The organism is Natronobiforma cellulositropha (assembly GCF_025629245.1).
GTDB lineage: Archaea > Halobacteriota > Halobacteria > Halobacteriales > Natrialbaceae > Natronobiforma > Natronobiforma cellulositropha.
Window position 1 is genome coordinate 163,302 of the sequence record NZ_JANZXN010000017.1, and the last position, 18,152, is coordinate 181,453.

At 68.6% G+C, this 18,152-nt stretch carries 22 protein-coding genes; 15 read left to right on the forward strand and 7 right to left on the reverse strand.

The genetic code is table 11. The features are described 5' to 3' along the window. Nucleotides 1-47 precede the first annotated feature (47 nt). A complete protein-coding gene (gene mutS, locus N0B15_RS09280) occupies nt 48-2,714 on the reverse strand; it encodes a DNA mismatch repair protein MutS (RefSeq protein ID WP_263019414.1) in 2,667 nt (888 codons plus the stop codon). A 138-nt stretch (nt 2,715-2,852) separates the two neighbouring features. Between mutS and N0B15_RS09285 the strand changes: the two genes are divergently transcribed. Next, entirely contained in the window at nt 2,853-4,259 is a 1,407-nt protein-coding gene (locus N0B15_RS09285; protein WP_263019415.1) for a winged helix-turn-helix transcriptional regulator, read from the forward strand. A gap of 51 nt (nt 4,260-4,310) precedes the next feature. Here the strand turns inward: N0B15_RS09285 and gvpO are convergent, their stop codons facing one another. Both gvpO and gvpA read right to left on the reverse strand, forming a co-directional pair. Continuing rightward, a complete protein-coding gene (gene gvpO / locus N0B15_RS09290) occupies nt 4,311-4,817 on the reverse strand; it encodes a gas vesicle protein GvpO, halophile-type (protein WP_263019416.1) in 507 nt (168 codons plus the stop codon). Between the two features lie 42 nt (nt 4,818-4,859). After that, on the reverse strand, nt 4,860-5,141 hold the full coding sequence (gvpA, locus tag N0B15_RS09295; protein ID WP_263019417.1) for a gas vesicle protein GvpA: 282 nt from the start codon (nt 5,139-5,141) through the stop codon (nt 4,860-4,862). 365 nt (nt 5,142-5,506) lie between these two features. Between gvpA and N0B15_RS09300 the strand changes: the two genes are divergently transcribed. From N0B15_RS09300 to gvpM, 8 genes are read left to right on the forward strand one after another with little or no spacing between them, the layout of a single operon-like run. After that, complete coding sequence (locus N0B15_RS09300) at nt 5,507-6,148, forward strand: GvpL/GvpF family gas vesicle protein (RefSeq protein WP_263019418.1); 642 nt, start codon at nt 5,507-5,509, stop codon at nt 6,146-6,148. Further along, nucleotides 6,149-6,403: a gas vesicle protein GvpF gene (gvpF, locus tag N0B15_RS09305; RefSeq protein WP_263019419.1), complete on the forward strand. Its 255-nt coding sequence runs from the start codon at nt 6,149-6,151 to the stop codon at nt 6,401-6,403. Next, a complete protein-coding gene (gvpH, locus tag N0B15_RS09310) occupies nt 6,400-6,945 on the forward strand; it encodes a gas vesicle protein GvpH (RefSeq protein ID WP_263019420.1) in 546 nt (181 codons plus the stop codon). The genes gvpF and gvpH overlap by 4 nt, the downstream gene beginning before the upstream one ends. Continuing rightward, nucleotides 6,938-7,849 carry a hypothetical protein gene (locus N0B15_RS09315; RefSeq protein WP_263019421.1) on the forward strand — a complete coding sequence of 304 codons (912 nt, stop codon included), beginning with the start codon at nt 6,938-6,940 and terminating at the stop codon, nt 7,847-7,849. The genes gvpH and N0B15_RS09315 overlap by 8 nt, the downstream gene beginning before the upstream one ends. Continuing rightward, nucleotides 7,839-8,351, forward strand: a complete 513-nt coding sequence (gvpJ, locus tag N0B15_RS09320) for a gas vesicle protein GvpJ (RefSeq protein WP_263019422.1) — start codon at nt 7,839-7,841, stop codon at nt 8,349-8,351. Before N0B15_RS09315 ends, gvpJ begins: the two co-directional genes overlap by 11 nt. Next, nucleotides 8,348-8,689: a gas vesicle protein K gene (locus N0B15_RS09325; protein ID WP_263019423.1), complete on the forward strand. Its 342-nt coding sequence runs from the start codon at nt 8,348-8,350 to the stop codon at nt 8,687-8,689. Before gvpJ ends, N0B15_RS09325 begins: the two co-directional genes overlap by 4 nt. After that, the gene (gvpL, locus tag N0B15_RS09330) at nt 8,686-9,597 is read left to right on the forward strand and encodes a gas vesicle protein GvpL (protein ID WP_425494221.1); all 912 of its coding nucleotides are present in this window, start codon (nt 8,686-8,688) and stop codon (nt 9,595-9,597) included. Before N0B15_RS09325 ends, gvpL begins: the two co-directional genes overlap by 4 nt. Then, nucleotides 9,594-9,875 (forward strand): gas vesicle protein GvpM, encoded by a 282-nt coding sequence (gene gvpM, locus N0B15_RS09335; RefSeq protein ID WP_263019424.1) that lies wholly within the window; start codon nt 9,594-9,596, stop codon nt 9,873-9,875. The genes gvpL and gvpM overlap by 4 nt, the downstream gene beginning before the upstream one ends. A gap of 63 nt (nt 9,876-9,938) precedes the next feature. Here gvpM and N0B15_RS09340 read toward each other — a convergent pair whose 3' ends face one another. Further along, a complete protein-coding gene (locus tag N0B15_RS09340) occupies nt 9,939-10,151 on the reverse strand; it encodes a hypothetical protein (protein ID WP_263019425.1) in 213 nt (70 codons plus the stop codon). 408 nt (nt 10,152-10,559) lie between these two features. On the opposite strand from N0B15_RS09340, the gene N0B15_RS09345 reads away from it, so the two are divergent. Then, entirely contained in the window at nt 10,560-10,799 is a 240-nt protein-coding gene (locus tag N0B15_RS09345) for a glutathione S-transferase N-terminal domain-containing protein (RefSeq protein ID WP_263019426.1), read from the forward strand. A 395-nt stretch (nt 10,800-11,194) separates the two neighbouring features. Here N0B15_RS09345 and N0B15_RS09350 read toward each other — a convergent pair whose 3' ends face one another. Continuing rightward, nucleotides 11,195-12,079 (reverse strand): ribonucleotide-diphosphate reductase subunit beta, encoded by an 885-nt coding sequence (locus N0B15_RS09350; RefSeq protein WP_263019427.1) that lies wholly within the window; start codon nt 12,077-12,079, stop codon nt 11,195-11,197. Nucleotides 12,080-12,189: 110 nt separating this feature from the next. Between N0B15_RS09350 and N0B15_RS09355 the strand changes: the two genes are divergently transcribed. Continuing rightward, nucleotides 12,190-13,971: a MutS-related protein gene (locus tag N0B15_RS09355; protein ID WP_263019428.1), complete on the forward strand. Its 1,782-nt coding sequence runs from the start codon at nt 12,190-12,192 to the stop codon at nt 13,969-13,971. Between the two features lie 159 nt (nt 13,972-14,130). Further along, a complete protein-coding gene (locus N0B15_RS09360) occupies nt 14,131-14,568 on the forward strand; it encodes a carboxymuconolactone decarboxylase family protein (RefSeq protein WP_263019429.1) in 438 nt (145 codons plus the stop codon). A 70-nt stretch (nt 14,569-14,638) separates the two neighbouring features. On the opposite strand, the gene N0B15_RS09365 is transcribed toward N0B15_RS09360, so the two are convergent. After that, nucleotides 14,639-15,151, reverse strand: a complete 513-nt coding sequence (locus tag N0B15_RS09365; protein ID WP_263019430.1) for a DUF6735 family protein — start codon at nt 15,149-15,151, stop codon at nt 14,639-14,641. 163 nt (nt 15,152-15,314) lie between these two features. Here N0B15_RS09365 and N0B15_RS09370 point away from each other — a divergent pair, with 163 nt between their 5' ends. Then, entirely contained in the window at nt 15,315-15,965 is a 651-nt protein-coding gene (locus N0B15_RS09370) for an HAD family hydrolase (protein WP_263019431.1), read from the forward strand. On the opposite strand, the gene N0B15_RS09375 is transcribed toward N0B15_RS09370, so the two are convergent. Next, nucleotides 15,966-16,415, reverse strand: a complete 450-nt coding sequence (locus N0B15_RS09375) for an SRPBCC domain-containing protein (protein WP_263019432.1) — start codon at nt 16,413-16,415, stop codon at nt 15,966-15,968. It abuts the gene before it with no gap. 148 nt (nt 16,416-16,563) lie between these two features. On the opposite strand from N0B15_RS09375, the gene N0B15_RS09380 reads away from it, so the two are divergent. Next, a complete protein-coding gene (locus tag N0B15_RS09380) occupies nt 16,564-17,835 on the forward strand; it encodes a DUF7405 family protein (protein ID WP_263019433.1) in 1,272 nt (423 codons plus the stop codon). Nucleotides 17,836-17,911: 76 nt separating this feature from the next. Continuing rightward, nucleotides 17,912-18,106: a DUF8106 domain-containing protein gene (locus tag N0B15_RS09385; protein WP_263019434.1), complete on the forward strand. Its 195-nt coding sequence runs from the start codon at nt 17,912-17,914 to the stop codon at nt 18,104-18,106. The last annotated feature ends 46 nt before the right edge of the window (nt 18,107-18,152 follow it).

Here is an 18,152-nt window from a genome sequence, read left to right on the forward strand (position 1 = left end):
CGGTACCGGCGGCCGCCTGGTCCGGTTCGGTGATCGCCCGAGTCGTATCACTCGAGCAGGCGCTTCAGGCGGTCGAGTTCGACGAGCGCGTCCATCGGCGTCAGGTGCGCGGTCTCGAGCGCGCGCAGTTCGTTCGCGACGGTCACGAGGTCGTCGCCGCCGTCGGTGCTCGCCGGAGTTCTCACAGCCGTCTCCTCACCGACGTCACCCGTCTCGCGTTCGGCGAGTGCACGCGAGCGCTCGAGGACGGTCTCGGGAACGCCTGCGGCGGTCGCGACCTCGATGCCGTAGGAACCCGTGGCTGCGCCGGGTTCGATCTCGTGGTGAAAGCGGACCGCACCGTCTTCGTCCTGGCTCGCCTCGAAGTGGAGGGTGAAGGCCCGCGGGAGGTCGGCTGCGAGTTCGGTCAGCGGGTGGTGGTGGGTCGCAAAGAGCGTCGTCGCGCCCACCTCGTCGTGGAGGTGTTCGACGATGGCCTGGGCGATGGCGAGACCGTCGGCCGTCGAGGTGCCCCGCCCGACCTCGTCGAGTAAGACGAGCGAGCGCTCGGTCGCCTCGCGTAAGATGGTCGCGAGTTCGTCCATCTCGACCATGAACGTCGAGCGTCCGCCCGCGATATCGTCGCTCGCTCCGACGCGGGTGAACAGGCGCTCGAGCGGCGTCAATCTCGCCGCCTTCGCGGGGACGAAACTGCCGACCTGGGCGAGCAGCGAGATCGTCGCCACCTGGCGCATGTAGGTCGACTTCCCGGACATGTTGGGGCCCGTGATCACCGCGAGGCGTTGTTCGTCGTCGAAGCGGGCGTCGTTGGGGACGAACGACTCCTGGGTGCGCTCGACGACGGGGTGGCGGCCGCCGTCGACTTCGAGCGTCGGCTCCGTCGTCTCGGGGTCGAGAACCTCGGGGCGACAGTAGTCGTACTGGGCGGCGACGCTCGCGAGCGAGGCGAGTGCGTCGAGCGTCGCGATGGCGTCGGCGAGCGCCTGGACGCGTTCGACCTCGTCGGCGACCTCGCGGCGAACCGTACAGAAGAGGTCGTACTCGCGCTGTTCGGCCCGGCGCTCGGCACCGACGATCTCATCTTCGCGTTCCCGTAACGCGGGCGTGACGAAGCGCTCAGACCGTTTGAGCGTCTGGCGGCGCTCGTACTCCGCGGGCACGTCCTCGAGATTCGGGTTCGTCACCTCGATGTAGTAGCCGTGGACGGAGGTGTAGCCCACCTTGAGCGAGTCGATGCCGGTGCGCTCGCGTTCGGTCTCTTCGAGGTCGTCGATCCAGGCCTTTCCGTCGCGGGCGGCCGTCCGAATCGCGTCGAGATCCGCGTCGTAGCCCTCCGCGATGATGCCGCCCTCGGTGATCTCGAGCGGCGGGTCCGCGACGATGGCTCGCTCGAGCAGGTCGCGGACGTCTGCGAGTGGGTCGAGTGCGGCGTGTATCTCCCGGAGGCGCTCGCTCGTCGCCCCGTCGAGCGTCTCGCGAATCTCGGGGACGACGGCGAGCGTCGCCGCGAGCGAGCGCAGGTCGCGGGCGTTCGCCCGTTCGCGAGAGATCCGCCCGATCAGGCGCTCGAGGTCGTAGACGCGCTCGAGGTGGGCGGCGATCGATTCGCGGACCGTCACCGCACGCGAGAGTTCCTCGACGGCGTCGAGACGCCGCTCGATCGTCTCGGGGTCGAGCAGCGGGCGCCGCAGCCAGTCTTTGAGCCGGCGGCCGCCGAGTGCGCTCGCGGTCTCGTCGACGACGCCGACGAGCGTCGCGTCGTCCCGGCCGTCGACCGCCCGCGGTTCGAACACCTCGAGACTGCGCAGCGCGACGGCATCGAGGACGAGGTACTCCTGCGGGTCGTAGCGGGTGAGGTTCGTGAGGTACTCGAGGTGGGTGTCGCGCTGCTCGTCCGCTCGCTCCGTCGGCTCGCCCTCGGGGATCTCGCTCGCGACGCCGCCGCGGGCGTACTCGGCGTAGGAGAGCAACGCCCCGCAGGCGACCACCTCGTCGTCGCTCGCCAGCACGGTATTCGGATCGCCGAAGTACTCGTTGACCAGCCCCCGCGCGCGCTCGTAGTCGAACGCCGCCTCGTCGTACGGCGTCACCATGTGCGGGCCGTCGAGGAGGTCACTCGAGACGCCGGGACCGACGATCACTTCGGCGGGGGTGAACCGGCTCACCTCGTCTGCGAGCCGTGTGCGCGAGCGCGTCGCGGTCACGAGGAAGTCGCCGGTCGAAACGTCGAGGACGGCGAGACCGAAGCGTCGTTCGCGACCGGCGGCGTCGGCGCTCCCACGGGCGACCGCGGCGACGAAGTTGTTGTCGTCGCTCGCGAGCAGTTCGTCCTCGGTGAGCGTCCCCGGCGTGACGACGCGGGTCACCGCACGCTCGACGACGCCCTCGCTCGCGCCCGCCGCTTCGACCTGGTCGGCGACGGCGACGCGGTAGCCCGCCTCGAGCAGCCCTTCGATGTAGCTCGCGGCGCTGTCGACGGGGATGCCCGCCATCGGGTACTCGCCGGTGCTGTCTGTCCGGCTGGTGAGGGTGATCTCGAGGACGCGTGCACAGGTTTCGGCGGCCTCACAGAAGGTCTCGTAGAAGTCGCCGACCTGGAAGAGGACGAGCGCCTCGTCGTAGCGCGTACAGAGTTCGAGGTACTGGCGCATCATCGGCGTCAGGTCGTCTCGTCTCTCGGCCATCATCTCGGGCGGCCCGAGCCCCTGCTCCATACTACGTATCCGCCCGCCGACGGCCAAATACCTGTTGTCGTCCGCGTTCGTCGATGTTCACTCACAGATCAATCAACGAGCTGGAGGGAAGGGGAAAACGTATTACGTCCCATCAGAAATCGGGAGGCTGATCCGGACATGTCTCGCCCCCGTCGGTCACGTCCGCCCCGGTGGCTCGCCGCTGCCCTGGGTTGTCTGTGTGTCTGCTTCGCGCTGACACCTGCGGCCAGCGCCGGCGCGGTGGCCGCACATCCGCTCTCGCTCGAGGAAGCGAGTTCCCTCGAGTCGGCCGATATCGTCGACCTCGACGAGGAGAACGACACCGCGGAGGCTGCCCTCGACGTCGACGCGTCGGTGCTCGAGGGCGCGAGCGATGGCGACGAGACCGACGAACGTGAAGGGGCGGACGGGACGAGCGAAACCGACGAGCGAGAGCGCACCGGCGACCGCAGCGACGACGGGAGCGGTTCGCTCTCGGTGACGGCCGACCGCGAGCGAACCGCCACGCTGTCGGCGAACGCCACGGCCAGCGGGGCGCTGGCGAACACGACCGGCACGCTGTCGGCGACCGCTTCCACCGATACGGGCGGGGTGACACTCGAGACGACGACGGACTCACTCGGGGAGCGCTTCGGTGGCGACCTGGCCGACGCGGGTACGCTCGGACTCCTCGAAGACGCGACCGGTAGTGAGGTGGGGGCGCTCCTCGAGACCGTCGGCCACGCCGAGAGGGTGGGTCTCGATTCGAGCACAGATAGCAACGAGACAGGCGAGACCGACTCGAACGACCGTGAGTCCTCGAGCGAGCGGGCTCGCGGTGAGCGGCCGTCCGGTCACTCCGCTGCTGACGCCGCGCTCGCCGGCATTCTCGGGACGATCGCCGCGTCGGGTGCTGGCGGTCTCGCAACCGGGAGCGGTTCGGCCGCCGGCGGCGTCGGTGCGGGAGCGACCGGTCTCACGTCACCCGGCGCGAGCGGACTCCTGGGACGGCTGGGTGCACTCCTCTCTTCGAAACTCCCCGGCGGCCTGCTCTCGGTGTTGCGCTACAGTCGGTACGACGACTCCGACCCGCTCGAGCACGACGGCCGCCGGGCCATCTACGAGACCATCGAGACCGACCCGGGGACGTACCTCTCGGCGATCGGTGAGACCCACGACATCGCGCTCTCGACCGTCCGCCACCACGTCCGCGTGCTCGAGGACGAGGGGCTGATCACCTCGGCGACGGTCCGTGGAAAACGGCGGTACGTTCCCGTTGACGTGCCCGACGTCGAACTCGAGGCTGCGCTCTCGGAACCGGCGACGAGACGGGTGCTCGAGACGCTGCTCGCGGTCGGCCCGGCGTCGAACAGCCGGGTGGCGGACGCGCTCGAGTGTGACCCGAGTACGGCGTCACACCACCTCTCGGGGCTCGCAGAAGCGGGTCTCGTGGTGCGCGAACGTGACGGCCGCACCGTCGAGAGTGATCTCGCCCCGGCCGTTCGTGCGCGTCTCGAGGGAGACACGCCGGCGGCGAGCGTGGCCGCGACCCCCGGTGACGACTGATTTCGTCGCGGCTGGCGCTCGCTGGACGGCCTGCGGTGGCGGCCGAACCGGTCAGTCGAAGGCTGCGGTGTCGCCGCGACGGTAGCGGTCGATGCGCCGGTAGCCCTCGACGACGCCGTCTTCGTCGAGGTCGATTTCGTACCGTCCGAGGATGTCCTGGGTGTCGGGAACGGCGCGGCGTTCGACCACGTCGACGACCGCTCGCCAGCCGTCTCCAGTGGCGCTGATCTCGCTGACGCTGTTGAACTCGTAGCCGACGAGTTCCGTCGCCGTCGACTCGACGGTGCGCCGGATCGTGAGGACGCCCTCGATTCGGTCGTCGTCGACCTCGAGATCGACCTCGCTCACGTCGACGTCGTCCGGGTCGGTCGTCTCGGCGTCGTTCGCCTCCTGTGCCTCACTGTCTGCTGTGTCGGTTTCGGTTTCACTCACGGTCGGGTCACGCTCGTCGTGCTGGTAACAGAAGCCGTTGTCCGTCGCCGGCCGGGCGCACCGCTCACCGTCCGCGGTGAGCGCTCGACACTGCTCGTGTCGCTCCTGGGTGTCGGCGTCGGCCATCGGTGGTGGATCGGTTCGGTGAGTTCGTTCGTCACGCCGGCGTCAGCCGGCCGATACCGGCGACGACTCGGGACGGAGTTCGATCTCGAGTTCCTCTAAGTCCTCGAGGTCGCCCTCCGTCGTCGCCCGTTCTATCTTCGCGATCTCCTTCGCGTAGTGGAGGAACGTGTCGACGGAGGCGATGACGACGCGTGCCTCGACGGTGAGCAGTTCGATCCCGACGACCGAGACGCGCGCCCAGATGTCGATGACGACGCCCTTGTCGAGGATTCGATCGAGCACTTCCGCGAGACTCGAGGAATCCGGTCTTCGTTGTGATGTCATGGGTGGTCGCGTCTGCCCTCTCCACCTGCGACGCCCATCACGGTTCACACTGCCCATGCAAGCACGGAGGCGTTGCAGACGCAAGCACCACGGCGAGGGGAGTTCCCGTGGTAGCTCGAGTCGTCGTCGAGGTCGATTCGTCCGACCCGCCGCGAGCGGGTGCGCTGGGTGAAAAATATCGGATTAATGAGTGTTTTCGTCGGTAGGTTCCCACTACCGACGGACAGTCTAGCGTTTATTCACGCTCGAATAACTATCAACTCTCGACACAATGCGGCCATTTATGCGCGCGAGTCTGGTAGCACGGCTGTGATCTCTCACCGACGCCAGACGATTCTGCGAGACGGCCGGGGGGTGAACGGCACGTGACCCACCGCTACGTCTACGGCATCGTCGAACGAGACGGGAACGGCCGCACCTTCGACCTCGAGACGACGCCCGTCGGCGAGGGGGACGAGGTGTACACGATCGCCCACCGTCGGTTCGCGGCCGTCGTCTCCGACATCGAGACGACCGACCCAGAACGGACGGACGAGGACGCGACCCGCCACGACGAGGTCCTGCGCGAACTCGTGGAGGGGAGCAAGGGTGACGACGCGCAGACGGTGATCCCGATGCGCTTCGGGATGGTCTTCGAGAGCGACCGCGCGCTGAAGAACGTCTTGCGCGGCGCTGGCCCGGCGTTCAGACGCACGATGCGTGAGATCGACGGCTGCGTCGAACTCGGTGTCAAACTCGTCCGCGAGACAGACGCCGAGGTCGACACCGAGGAGATCGAGCAGGCCGTCGCGGAGCGACTCGAGCCACTCGCGGAGTCGTCGGTCGCGAACGACCGCTTCAGCGACCGCCTCGTGGTGAACCGTTCCTATCTCGTCTCCCGCGAGGAGCGCGAGGCGTTCGACACGGCAGTTGCCGACCTCGAGGCGGCGCACGACACGCTCCTCGTCCAGTACGCGGGACCGTACGCGCCGTACAACTTCGTCGATATCCAGGTCGGGGCGGTCTGAATGTTCGTCATCGACGACCTCTTGATCCGGCCGTTCGTCGGCATCGTCGACGCGTTGCACACGCTCGCGCTCGACGAACTGTACGACATCGAAGCCATCGAGAACGACCTGAAGGAGAACCAGCTCCTCTACGAACTCGGCGAGCGCTCCGAAGCCGACTACCGCGAGCGCAAGGAGGCACTCGAGACCGACCTCGAGATCGCTCGCGACGTCCACGAGGAACTCGCCAGCGGCCGCGTGGAGGTGAAGCGATGACCGAGCCACCCGACGGATCGGACTCGGCCGACCGGCGCGCCGACGACGGGGACCCCCCGTCGCGTCCGGCTCCCGACGCCTGGCTCTCGAGCCTGGTCGATGCGCTCGAGCGCTTCGGCGAGTGGAGCCGCGAGAGTGAGCGTCGGCCCGACGCGGTGTTCGAGTACGACCTCCGGGTTCGCAGCGTTCTCGATGCGTCGGACGCCCGTCGCGGGCCGCCCTCGCTCGAGCGTCCCCGGCCCGGGCGGGGACGGCCACAGCGACGCCAGGAGTCTGCACGTCCACCCGTCTACACGACCACGCGGACTCGGGCGGACGAACTGGAAGTGAGCGCCGACCTCACCGGTGTCGACCCCGACAGTGTGGTGGTCGGCTTCGACGGGCCGGACCTCGTCGTCGCCGTCGACGGCCACGAACGCGAACGCATCTCGACGCCGTGGGAAGCGCTGACGGCCGACGCGCGGGTTCGAAACGGCATTCTCACGGTTCGGGTTCGGCCGACCGACGACGAGACTGCTCACGGCGGTGAGACTCGTGACTGACGCCGACGCCGCTGGCGACCTCGGCACGCTCGTCGAATCGACCCGGTCGACGCTCGAGACGTTCGATGAGGCGGACCTCGACGCGCTCGAAGCGTCGGATCTCGAGGACCTCTTGGACCTCGTCACCGAGACGAGCGACGCGCTCGAGGCGGTCCTCGACGCGGTCGATCTCACGGCCCTGCCGGCGGTGATCGACGCGGAGGCGCTCCTCGAGGCGGTCGACACCGGGAGCGTTCCGGACGCGCTCGCCTCCGGAGAGGTGGGTGACGCCGTCGACGCCCGCCAGGTGGCTCAGGCCCTCGAACTCGCGGAGCTCTGGAGGGCGGCCGACCTGCGTGCGCTCTGGGAGGCGAAACGTGGTCTGGAGGATACTGGGAGCGACGGACTGCTCGAGTCTGGGGACGACGGACTGCTCGAGTCGGGCGGCGGCGTCCTCGAGGAGGTCGGTGAGGAACTGGCCGACGAGATGGGATCGCTCGACACCGGGGACGACGGTCTCGGTTTCGACCAGGCGGAGATGGAAGCCTACGAGACGATGATCCAGCAGACGGCCTTCGAGGGTATCGACGAGTTTCGCGACGCGGTCGTCCTGGCGCACGCAAAACTGGCTGAGGTCTACGAGTTCAACCGCGAACAGCTCGGCCGCAGCGACCGCTCGACGCACTCGCGCAACCCGACGGCCGTCTCGACGATGCCGCTCGAGCGCGCCGACGTCCCGAGTACGGCCAGACACTCGACGGTCCCGCAGGGGGTGCGCCACTCGAGCGCGCCGAGTCGCCGCCGGATCTACGGCGAGCGCTTCGAGCGCGAACTCGAGCGGATCCGCGAGGAGGGCGGGACGGCCGTCTCGACGCTCGCCGCCGACACCGACGCCGACGACGGAGGTGACCACGATGCAACGTGATTTCCAGCCGAGCCGCCAGCAGTCGGACCTCGCCGACGTCATCGAGTTGCTCCTCGAGAAGGGCGTCGTGATCAACGCGGACATCGTCGTCTCCATCGGCGACACGCAGTTACTCGGCGTCCAGGTCAGGGCGGCCATCGCCTCCTTCGAGACGGCGGCGAAGTACGGACTCGAGTTCCCCGAGGGGACGGACATGCGCCGGGTGGCCGAGGCCGTCGGCGATCCCGAACTCGCCGAAGAGCCACGGCCGAGACCGCCGATCGATCCCACTCGCGGGGTCAACGTCACGTCGGCCGAGGAGGCGTCGGAGGCTGACGAAGAGCCGGCCGACGGTAGCGAGAGCACGGCGTCGGCCGCCCCCGAGAGCGACGGTGGCGCTGACGCGCCCGAGCGCATCACGGACCGCCTCGGCGTGCGACCCGAACCGGACGATCCGACGGCCGACGGCGAGGACGCGTCCGACGACGGCGACCGAGACGAGTCCACGGAGGGCGACGAATGACCCACATCGAGGTCGGCGAGGGCGACGCCGAAAACGGGGTGCTGGCGCTCGTCGTCACCGTCGTCGAGTTGCTGGTCGACGCCCTCGAGCGCGAGGCGATCCGGCGGATGGAGTCGGGGACGCTGACCGACGAGGAGGTCGACCGCCTCGGCCGCCAGCTCGCCGCCATCGAAGCCGAACTCGAGTCGCTGAAACGCGACCAGGAACTCGAGGAGCCGGTCGATCAGCTACGCGGCGACCTCGACGGACTCGTCACCGACGCGATACAGCGTCTCGACGAGGACGCACGCTCGGTCAACCGCCCCGGCTACTCCGTCTTCGAGGGTGATGCGTCGTGACTCCGCGACGGGTGACCGACGGCGGCCGTCGGGACGCCCGGGCGGAGACGCCGACGTTCGAGGAGGGTCGCTACGTCTACTGTCTGGTCTCGCTCGAGGGAACGGACGGGACCTCCCTCGAGACCGAGGGCGTCGAGGGCGAACCCGTCCGCGTCGTCGACGCCGGCGACGTCGGCGCGGTGGTCCACGACTGTGAGGAGATCTACGACTCCGCCGACCTCGAGCGGATTCGGCGCTGGCTGGTCCGTCACCAGCGCGTCGTCGACGACGCCGGGGACGCCTTCGGCACGCCGCTGCCGTTCCAGTTCGACACCGTCTTCCGGGGTGACGACGCGGCCGTCCACGCGTGGCTCGAGCGCGAACGCGAGACGCTCGAGGCGGCGCTCTCCTCGCTCGCCGGCCACTGGGAGTATCGCGTCGAGGTCGTCCGAACCGACCCGGTCGACGAATCCACGCTCGTCCGTGCCGACGCGGACCTCACCGACCTCCGGGGACGGATCGAGGACGCACCCGAGGGTGCGGCCTTCCTCCTCGAGAAACGGTACGAGCGACGTCTCGACGAGGTGCGTGCGCGCCGGCGCGGGGACCGTGCCGACCGACTCCGCGATCGACTGGCCGACCACGCCCGGGAGGTCCACGAACTCGAGCGTACCCGTCCGCAGTCGGTCGGGGAGCTCTCGGCGGCGGCCGACGACGGGGCGGAGACGGTGTGTCGGCTCACGCTGCTGGCACACGAGGCGGCGGAGGCGGCCATCGGCGGAGTGCTCGACGAGGTCGCCGAGGAGGACGGACTCGAGGTCCGGTTTACGGGTCCGTGGCCGCCGTACACGTTCGCGCCGTCGTTCGGCGAGGGAGCGACCGGGCGAGACGGCGGGCCCGAACCGACCACCGGTACCGACGCCCGATGAAGCCCACGAAGAACGAGGACGCGCTGGTCGACGTGATCGACGTGCTCCTCAGAGACGGCGTCGTCCTGCGCGCGGACGTGATCGTCTCGGTGGCGGAGATTCCGCTCGTGGGCGTCAAACTGACGGCGGTCGTCGCCGGGATGGAGACGATGACCGACTACGGCCTGTTCGAGGAGTGGGACACCACCCGCAGGGCGCGCGCGGTCGAGCGCCGCCAGTACGGCCACCGAGACCGGGAGTCACTCGAGCGTGAGCCGTCGGCCGAAGCGGACGAGTGACGCCGTCGTCAGGGTGGTCGGCTGACGACGGAAAGAAGAGGGGAGACCGGCCAGACGTACTCGTCAGGCGAACTCGGGGCGCTCTTTCGTTTTGGTGATGTCGCCGCTGATCGAGCTCTCGCCGTCGTCGCTGTAGCTGTACATGCCCGTCCCGCCACAGAGCGTACACTCGTACTTCTCGCTGATCTCGTTGATCATCTCGCCGTCTTCGAAGTAGACACGGCTCTGGGTGATCTGGAGGAACTGTGCGGTTTTGCAGTTGTCGCACTCGATCATGTGAGAGCGCTCACCTGCACCCCTCGTAGTTATCCATCTTGTAACGTCGGAGCGCACGTCTCTATCACCTGCTTACCGGTCGTGGTGGCTCTATTATCCGGGTTCGCACGCGCCGCGGACCGACCCCGCGGTTCGGCCGGGCAGCGTCGAGGATAGGTCCCCCGTACTCGCCCGTAGGCCCTCGCTACTCGTCGCGCTCGAGCGGTTCGTCCGCGTTCCGTGCCCGCTTTCAGTCCGTGGTTACCCGTCGACTCGCCCCGGTACCGAACGATTGCCCACTGCCCGGCACTATCGGACGCCGGTCTCCTCTCACCCTCGAGTACCCTGTGGGTGTCCCGGCCGTGCTGACTACCGGCGCCTCCCGCCGACACCGGTTCCTTGTTGTGTCTGGCGGCCCACGTAGCCGGTATGGCGATCACACTGTACGAACTCGAGGGCTGTCCCTACTGTGAGAAGGTCGCAGACCGACTGACCGAACTCGACGTCGAGTACGAGAGCGTCTGGGTCGACGCGCTCCACTCGGATCGCAACGAGGTCAAACGCGTCTCGGGCCAGCGCGGCGTTCCGGTGTTGATCGACGAGGCACGCGGGGTGACGATGGCCGAATCGGCGAACATCCTCGAGTACGTCGAGCGGACGCTCGCCTGACGCCGGTGTCGCCCGCACCGTCCGCACACCGCCCCGTAGTAGCCGCCTATTCCTCGAGTAGCTGTCACCTGCTCGCGTTCTCGAGAGGCTACTGTCGCTGCAGTGGATCCATAACAAAGGGAGAGTCTCCCCTCGACTGACGTGCGGGGACGTTACACCCCCGTCGGGTCGACGTTCGGTGTGACCCCACACGCTGACCGGCCATTCGCCGTGCGTTCGTGCCCGGATCGCTCGAATGTGGACTCGCCCCCGCTTCGAGTTAGCTCATGTCTCTCAACGGGCGGGCTCCCGCCCCCGCCCGACCCCACACGCCCGAGGATTGCCTGTAGTCGGCGAACTCGCCTCTCGCCCGCCCGCGTTCCTGTCCGCGGGTGGACGCCGTGGCGGTCAGGGTGTCACCGCTCGCTCCGTTCGAGACGGACCAGTTCGTCGACCGCCGGCAGTCGCTCCTCGTCGAAGAGCTGTCCCAGTCGCTCCTCGCCCTTTCGCTCCGCGTAGGTGGCGAGTTTCTCCCCGACGTAGCCGGTCTCGTCGACGACCGACTCGCGGACGGTCGCCACCGTCAGGTCGACCAGCGGAGCGGTCGTCTCCTCGACGACGCCCGGGGAGACGCCGTCGGCCAACAGCCGCTTCAGTTTCCACATACCGAAGCCGACGTGGCGACCCTCGTCGGTGCGGATGTGGTCGAACCCCTCGAGCAGTCCCGGCAACGCCGCCGTCCCGTTCCGGCGAAGCTCCTGGTCGACGCTGTAGTAGCCCGTCTGTGCGAGGACGCCTTCGATAGTGAGGTGGTAGTGACAGTACGCACGGGCGCGGTTCTCTGGGGTATCGTCGGTCAGCAGGCGAGCCATCGCCGTCTCGGTGCGCTCGAGCAACTCGAGGTACGCCGGCGGAAACCAGCGCTCCTCGAGCAGTCCCGTCGGGTCGAGACCTCGGCGACGTTCTTCGGGGACGACGACCCGCTCCCAGTAGCGGTCGAAGAACTCGGCGTGTTTCGCCTCGTCGTAGAGCTGTGTCGTCACGTAGAGCTGATCGGTGAAGTCCTCGAGAACGACCGAGAGCGGCGCGAGTTCCTCGGTGACGGTCTCTTCGCCCGCGCCGAAGAGGGCGATGGTCCCGCGGACGCTGTCGAACGAGTCCGCCGAGAGGGCGGTGATCGACTCGCGGTCACTCGAGAGATCGATCGCCGCCGGATCCCAGTGGCGTTCGACGGCGTTTCGGTAGTAGCGATAGGACTGGCGTTCGGTGTCGAGACGGAGCCGTGGTTCCTCACTCGGCATACGGCGCGCTTTCGCCCCCGTCCGAAAAGCCGTTACGCATCGGCTACTACCAACGGCGTCCGCGGTCGGCAGGTCACAGTCTTCAAGGTACCCGCCCCGAACCATCGGCTATGCGACTCGAGGAGTTCTGGGGCGTCGGACCGAAGACGCGCGAGACGCTGGTCGAGGAACTCGGTACCGAACGGGCGATCCGGGCCATCGAGAGCGGTGACGTGCGGGCGCTCTCGGAGGCGGGACTGACCCGGGGACGAGCGACGCGTATCCTCCGGCGGGCGACCGGCGGGGCCGGCATGGAGACGCTGGCGACGAGTGACGCCCGGGCGGCCTACAAGGAACTGCTCGACCTCGCGGTCGAACACGCGGTGACCGACCGCGCCGCCGACCGCATCCGCGTGCTCACCCCGCTGACGACCACCGAGGCGATGACCGAGCGCCTCGACTCCGTGCTCGCCGCACGCGACGCCTGGGCGGCGCTCCCCGAGGCCGACCGCGAGGCCGTCCTCGAGGCCTACGCCCGCTACGACGAGCGCGACGAGAGCGAGCGCGCCGCCGTCGACACCGCCCGAACGCTGCTCGAGGCTGGCGTCGACACGGGGCCGTTCGACGCGGTTTCGACCCTCGACGCCGAGGCGCTCGAGGCGGCGAGCGAGGCACTCGCAGCGCTCGACGGGACAGGCGGGCGGGTCGAGGCGGGTGCCGACGAGGAACTCGACCGCCTGCGGACCGCTCTCGGCGGCGTCGAGGACGTCGACGCGAACGCCCTCTCGGTGATCGACGACCTCCGCGATGCGGGTGTCGCCGACGTCGCGGGCTTTCGCGACGCCTTCTGTGACCATCTCGTCTCGGAGACGGGCGTCACCCTCGAGTCCGTCCACGAGGCGATGCCGACCGAGGCGACGGACGCGACCGACTTCGTCAGCGGGACGCTCCGGACGCTGCGCGCGGACCTGACGGCGGCCATCGACGAGCGCGAGACGGCCGTCGCCACCCGGCTCGAGGAGATCCTCGAGACCGCGAGCGAGGACGTCGAACGCGCCGTCGACGCCGTCGACGCCATCGCCCTGCACCTCTCGCTGGCACGCTTCGCGCTGGCGTACGACTGTCACCGCCCGACGTTCGTCGACGCCAGCGAGGGCGAACGCGCCGCCGTCTCGGTGGTCAACGCGCGCAACCTCACGGTCGCCGCTCGAGCGGCCGAGACCGTCCAGCCGGTGACCTACGCGCTCGGCGAGCACGGCGTCTCGGACTTCCCCGAGGAGGTCGGAACGCCTGCCGACGAGCGCGTCGCGGTCCTCACGGGAGCGAACAGCGGCGGGAAGACGACGCTGCTCGAGACGCTCTGTCAGGTCGTCCTCCTCGCCTCGATGGGGCTGCCGGTGCCCGCTGACCGCGCCGAGGTGACGCCCGTCGACGCGCTCGTCTTCCACCGCCGTCACGCCAGTTTCAACGCGGGCGTGCTCGAGTCGACGCTGCGATCGATCGTCCCACCGCTCTCGAGCGGTGGGCGCACGCTCATGTTAGTCGACGAGTTCGAGGCGATCACCGAACCCGGCAGCGCGGCGGACCTCCTCCACGGTCTGGTGACGCTCACCGTCGAGCGCGAGGCGCTGGGTGTGTTCGTCACCCACCTCGCCGACGACCTCGAACCCTTACCGCCGGAGGCACGCGTCGACGGCATCTTCGCCGAGGGACTGAGTCCGGACCTCGAGTTGCTCGTCGACTACCAGCCTCGCTTCGGGACTGTCGGCCGGTCGACGCCGGAGTTCATCGTCTCGCGGCTGGTCGCGAACGCGAGCGACCGGAGCGAACGGGCGGGCTTCGAGACGCTCGCGACGGCCGTCGGCCACGACGCCGTCCAGCGGACGCTCGCGGATGCGCGCTGGAGCGAGTGAGGGGCGGTCCAGGGCCCAGTTGGTCGCCGGTCGTGCCACTGAGACGGTCTGTCTCGGCGCTCGTGAACAACGTTTAACCGCCACCTTGAGGTACGGTAACATGCACCAGTATTTTGCGTGCACACGGATTCGGTCAGCGACGACTGACCGGTGAGAGCCATGGCAGAAGGAACTACATCGGAGACGAACAGGCGGTATCGTGAGACGGTCGAAGAGGCCGAGGAGACGTTCGGAATCCTCCCGGCACCACTCAACTCGATCGGTGAGGAGGACGTCGTCAGGGAGTGGCCGACGTTCGAGACCTACACCGTCGGCGAGACGGAGATTCCCCCGAAGTACCGCGAACTCATCGGCCTGGCGGTGGCCGCGAACATCAAGTGCCCCTACTGTGCAGCCTTCCACCGGGAAGCGGCGAAACTCCACGGGGCGACCGCGGCGGAACTCGAGGAGACCTACGTTCTCGCGAGTTTCACCGCTCGCTACAGCGCGATGTTACACGCGATGAGCTACGACCAGGAGCGCTTCGAACACGAACTCGAGCGGATCGGCGAACATCTCCAGGGCGGTGCGGAGACCGACGCCGCTGGCGACGACTGACGGGGTCGTCTACGGGGATCGGCTCCGTTTTCTGTTGCAGCGTCGGATAGAACTCGTTTTTCGCCGTCGTTCACCAGGACTCGGCGGTGTTCTGCCCGTGTGGCCCGCCGTAGGTGTAGACGTAACCGTCTTCGTCCTCGCAGACGCGCGCCTCGAGGTACGACTGGGCGGCCCGTCGCGAGAGGACACCCATCTCGACGACGTCGCCGAGGACGGTCTTCGTCGCGCGAAACCAGGTTCTGACCGCCAGGTCGTCGGGACCGGGATCGACGCGGACGAGCGCGCCGCGGCCCTCCTCGCGGCCATCACCCCACTCGAGCCAGAGCACCCGGTAGGCGCTGACCTCGAAGCGCTCGGTGACGAGGTAGAACGCCTCGTGTGCGCAGGGATCGAGGTAGTCGGAGAGGACGCGCTCGAGGGCGACGGTCTCTGCGAGCGGGTCGGCGTCGACGCTGCCCCGTGCGAGTGGCGTCTCGCGCGTGAGCGAGTCGGCGAGTTCGAGACCGTCGGCGCCCCAGTGGCTGTACCGGAGGTCGTAGAGGTGGTCGGGCCGCCGGTAGGCGACCAGCGCCCTATGGCCCATCGCCCCGCTCGCGCGGGGACTCGCGGTCCCCGTCGGCGCACCCGTCCCGTCGGTATCGGTTCATCGGCCGACTCTGGTCCGCTCTTCGCACTTGAACCCTCGCGCGAGAGGTGGCCGGTCGTGTCCGAAACGGCGAAGCCCCGCGAGTGCGAACGGAGCGGTGATGGCATACGACGCCCTCGTCTTCGACAACGACGGTGTGTTGACGACGCCGACCGAGATGAGCGCCCTCCGGCGAGCGGTTCGGACGGCATTCGCCGAGGTCGGCGTCTCGGACCCCACGGACGAGTACGTCGACACGCTGATCAACCCGACGGTCGAGGCGCTCGAGCGCATCGCCGGCGAGTACGGCGTCGAACCCGAACCGCTCTGGGAGGAGCGCGAACAGGCGGCGATCGCCGTCCAGGCCGCGGAGATCCGCGCCGGCCGGAAGACGCTCTACGACGACGTGGCCACCCTCGAGTCGCTCTCGGTCCCGCGGGCGATCGTGAGCAACAACCAGCACGAGACGATCCGGACGATCGTCGAGTACTTCGATCTCACCGGGTTCGACCCCTGGATCGGCCGCGAGCCCACTATTCGGGGCATCGAGCGGAAGAAACCGACGCCGTACTACCTCGAGCGCGCCCTCTCGGAACTCGGCGTCGACGACCCGCTCTACGTCGGCGACAGCCGCGTCGACATCACCGCCGCCAACGCCTGCGGCATCGACTCGGCGTACGTCCACCGCCCACACCGCGTCGACTACGAGTTGCCCGAGCGTCCGACCCACGAGATCTACTCGCTCGAGGAACTGTCGACGCTGGTCGGCTGATCAGGCGTGTACACCCACCCGGCGCTCCGCTCGCGTCTTCAACGCCTCGTTCATCGCGTCGAAGCCCGCGCGAACGGCCTCCTCGTCGAGCAAGAGCGGGACGAGTGCGCCCCGGAACGTCTCGCGCTGGAGGAACCGGGTTCGCTCGCCGCTCTCGCCGACCGGCTCGAGACGGAACTCGTGGTAGCCGTCGAAGACGAACGGCGCGCCGAGTCGGCCCAGCCAGGCCAGCCGTCGCGGAGCCTCCGCGGCGACGACCTCGGGTTCGAACGTCATCGCTCGCGAGCGCGGCGGTTCGATCCGTACCCGGAGGTGGCTCCCCTCGACCGGCTCGCCCTCGATCGAGGTGACGAACGGATTCCACTCGGGGTAGCGCTCGAACGCGAGCAAGACCGCCCAGACGGCGGCAGGCGGGGCGTCGATCTCGACGAACCGCTCGAGCTGTTGCATGCTAGTCGATGACGCACTCGAGGACCATCCGCGTGTCGGGTGCGTGTGCCGGTTGTCCGACCGTGGCTGACACCGTCTACACACGCCGCCCACTGGCGCTCACTCCCCTCACCGTAACCCCCATTAGCGTCGAGTCCCGAATCCGGCTATGGTTCGTCCGTCTCGCGGGATTTCTCGTCGGGCGTTCGTCAGGAGCGCCGTCGCCATCGGCGGTGTGAGCGCGCTGTCGGCCTGTCTCGAGCGGGGCGACGGTGCGGAGTTGCCCCAGGCGAGCGTCGCCCTCGAGGACCTTCCCGAGCGCCAGCACGCCTGGAACGAGTACCTCGAGCGCGACGGCCACGGCAACCACGTCGCGCCCGAACACCACGTCCTGCTCGCGCTCGAGTACGTCGGCGAGGAGCCGACCGACGAGACCGACCGCGACGAACTCGAGGCGGCGTTCGAGACGCTCGAGCGCGCGTTCGAGCGCGGCAACGACGGACTCGTCTTCACCGTCGGCTACGGCCCGGCGTACTTCGAGCGCTTCGACGACGCGCTCCCCGGGGGCGTCGACCTCCCGCCGCCCGAACCGATGGCCGCGTTCGAAGACCCGGTTCTCGACGAGTACGACGCGCTGGTCCACCTCGCGAGCGACCACGGCAGCGCCGTGTTGAGTGCCGAGGAGGCACTGACGGGCGGTCTCTCCGAACTGAACGGTCTCGCCGTCGAGGGGAGTCTCGAGGGCGTCTTCACCGTGGCAGACCGCCGAACGGGCTTCATCGGACAGGGGCTCCCGGCCGAGCGCCAGGAGGAGGTCCCCGCGATCGAACGCGAGGAGCCCGTCCCCGAGGACGCGCCGATGTTCATGGGCTTCGAGTCGGGCTTCCGACGCAACCAGGCGAGCGAAGACCGCGTGACGATCCGGGAGGGACCGTTCGCCGATGGGACGACCACCCACCTCTCGCGGATCCGCCTCGACCTGCGTCAGTGGTACCTCCAGGACAGCCGCGAACAGCGCGTCAGCAAGATGTTCTGCCCTGCCCACGCCGCTGAGGGCCGCGTCGAGGGTGCCGGCCACAACCTCGGTGACGACGCCGGTGTCGACGGCTGTGCGGAGACGCTCGAGGAAGACGCCCGGTCGGGTGTCGTCGGCCACTCTCAGAAACTCGTGCGCGCACGCGAGGACGACGACCCGCTGTTGCTCCGGCGCGACGTGAGTTCGACCGACGACGGCGAGGCGGGCGTCCACTTCCTCTCACACCAGCGCGAGGTTGGCGAGTTCGCCGCAGTGCGCGAGGCGATGAACGGCTCCGGACTCTCGTCGGCGATCGGGACGCGGACGAACAACGGCATCCTCCAGTACCTCGAGGTCACCCGACGAGCGAACTTCCTCGTGCCGCCGCGACGCCACCGCTCGCTGCCCGAACCGGACCCGGGGTGAGTGGTACGTGCAGGGTGGTGACACGCCCACATCTGTCAATTAGAGTTATCACTGTCGGGGGTATAGCACCGTCACCATGTGTGATCGAACCGCCCAGAAAGTATCGACTCGTGTGCAGAAGGCGACGCTCTTCTGCCCGTCGTGTGGCCACGCCAGCCCCATCGACGGCGACTGGGTCATCGAGCGGACCGGCGGCGAAGAGGTCTACTCGTGTCCCGACTGTGCCGAACAGCTGACGACGCGACCGCTTCGCGTCCCTCTCTGCTGTTGAACTCGCCCCGGCTTCGCCCTCCTCCGCGTCTGTTCCCGTTCGTGAT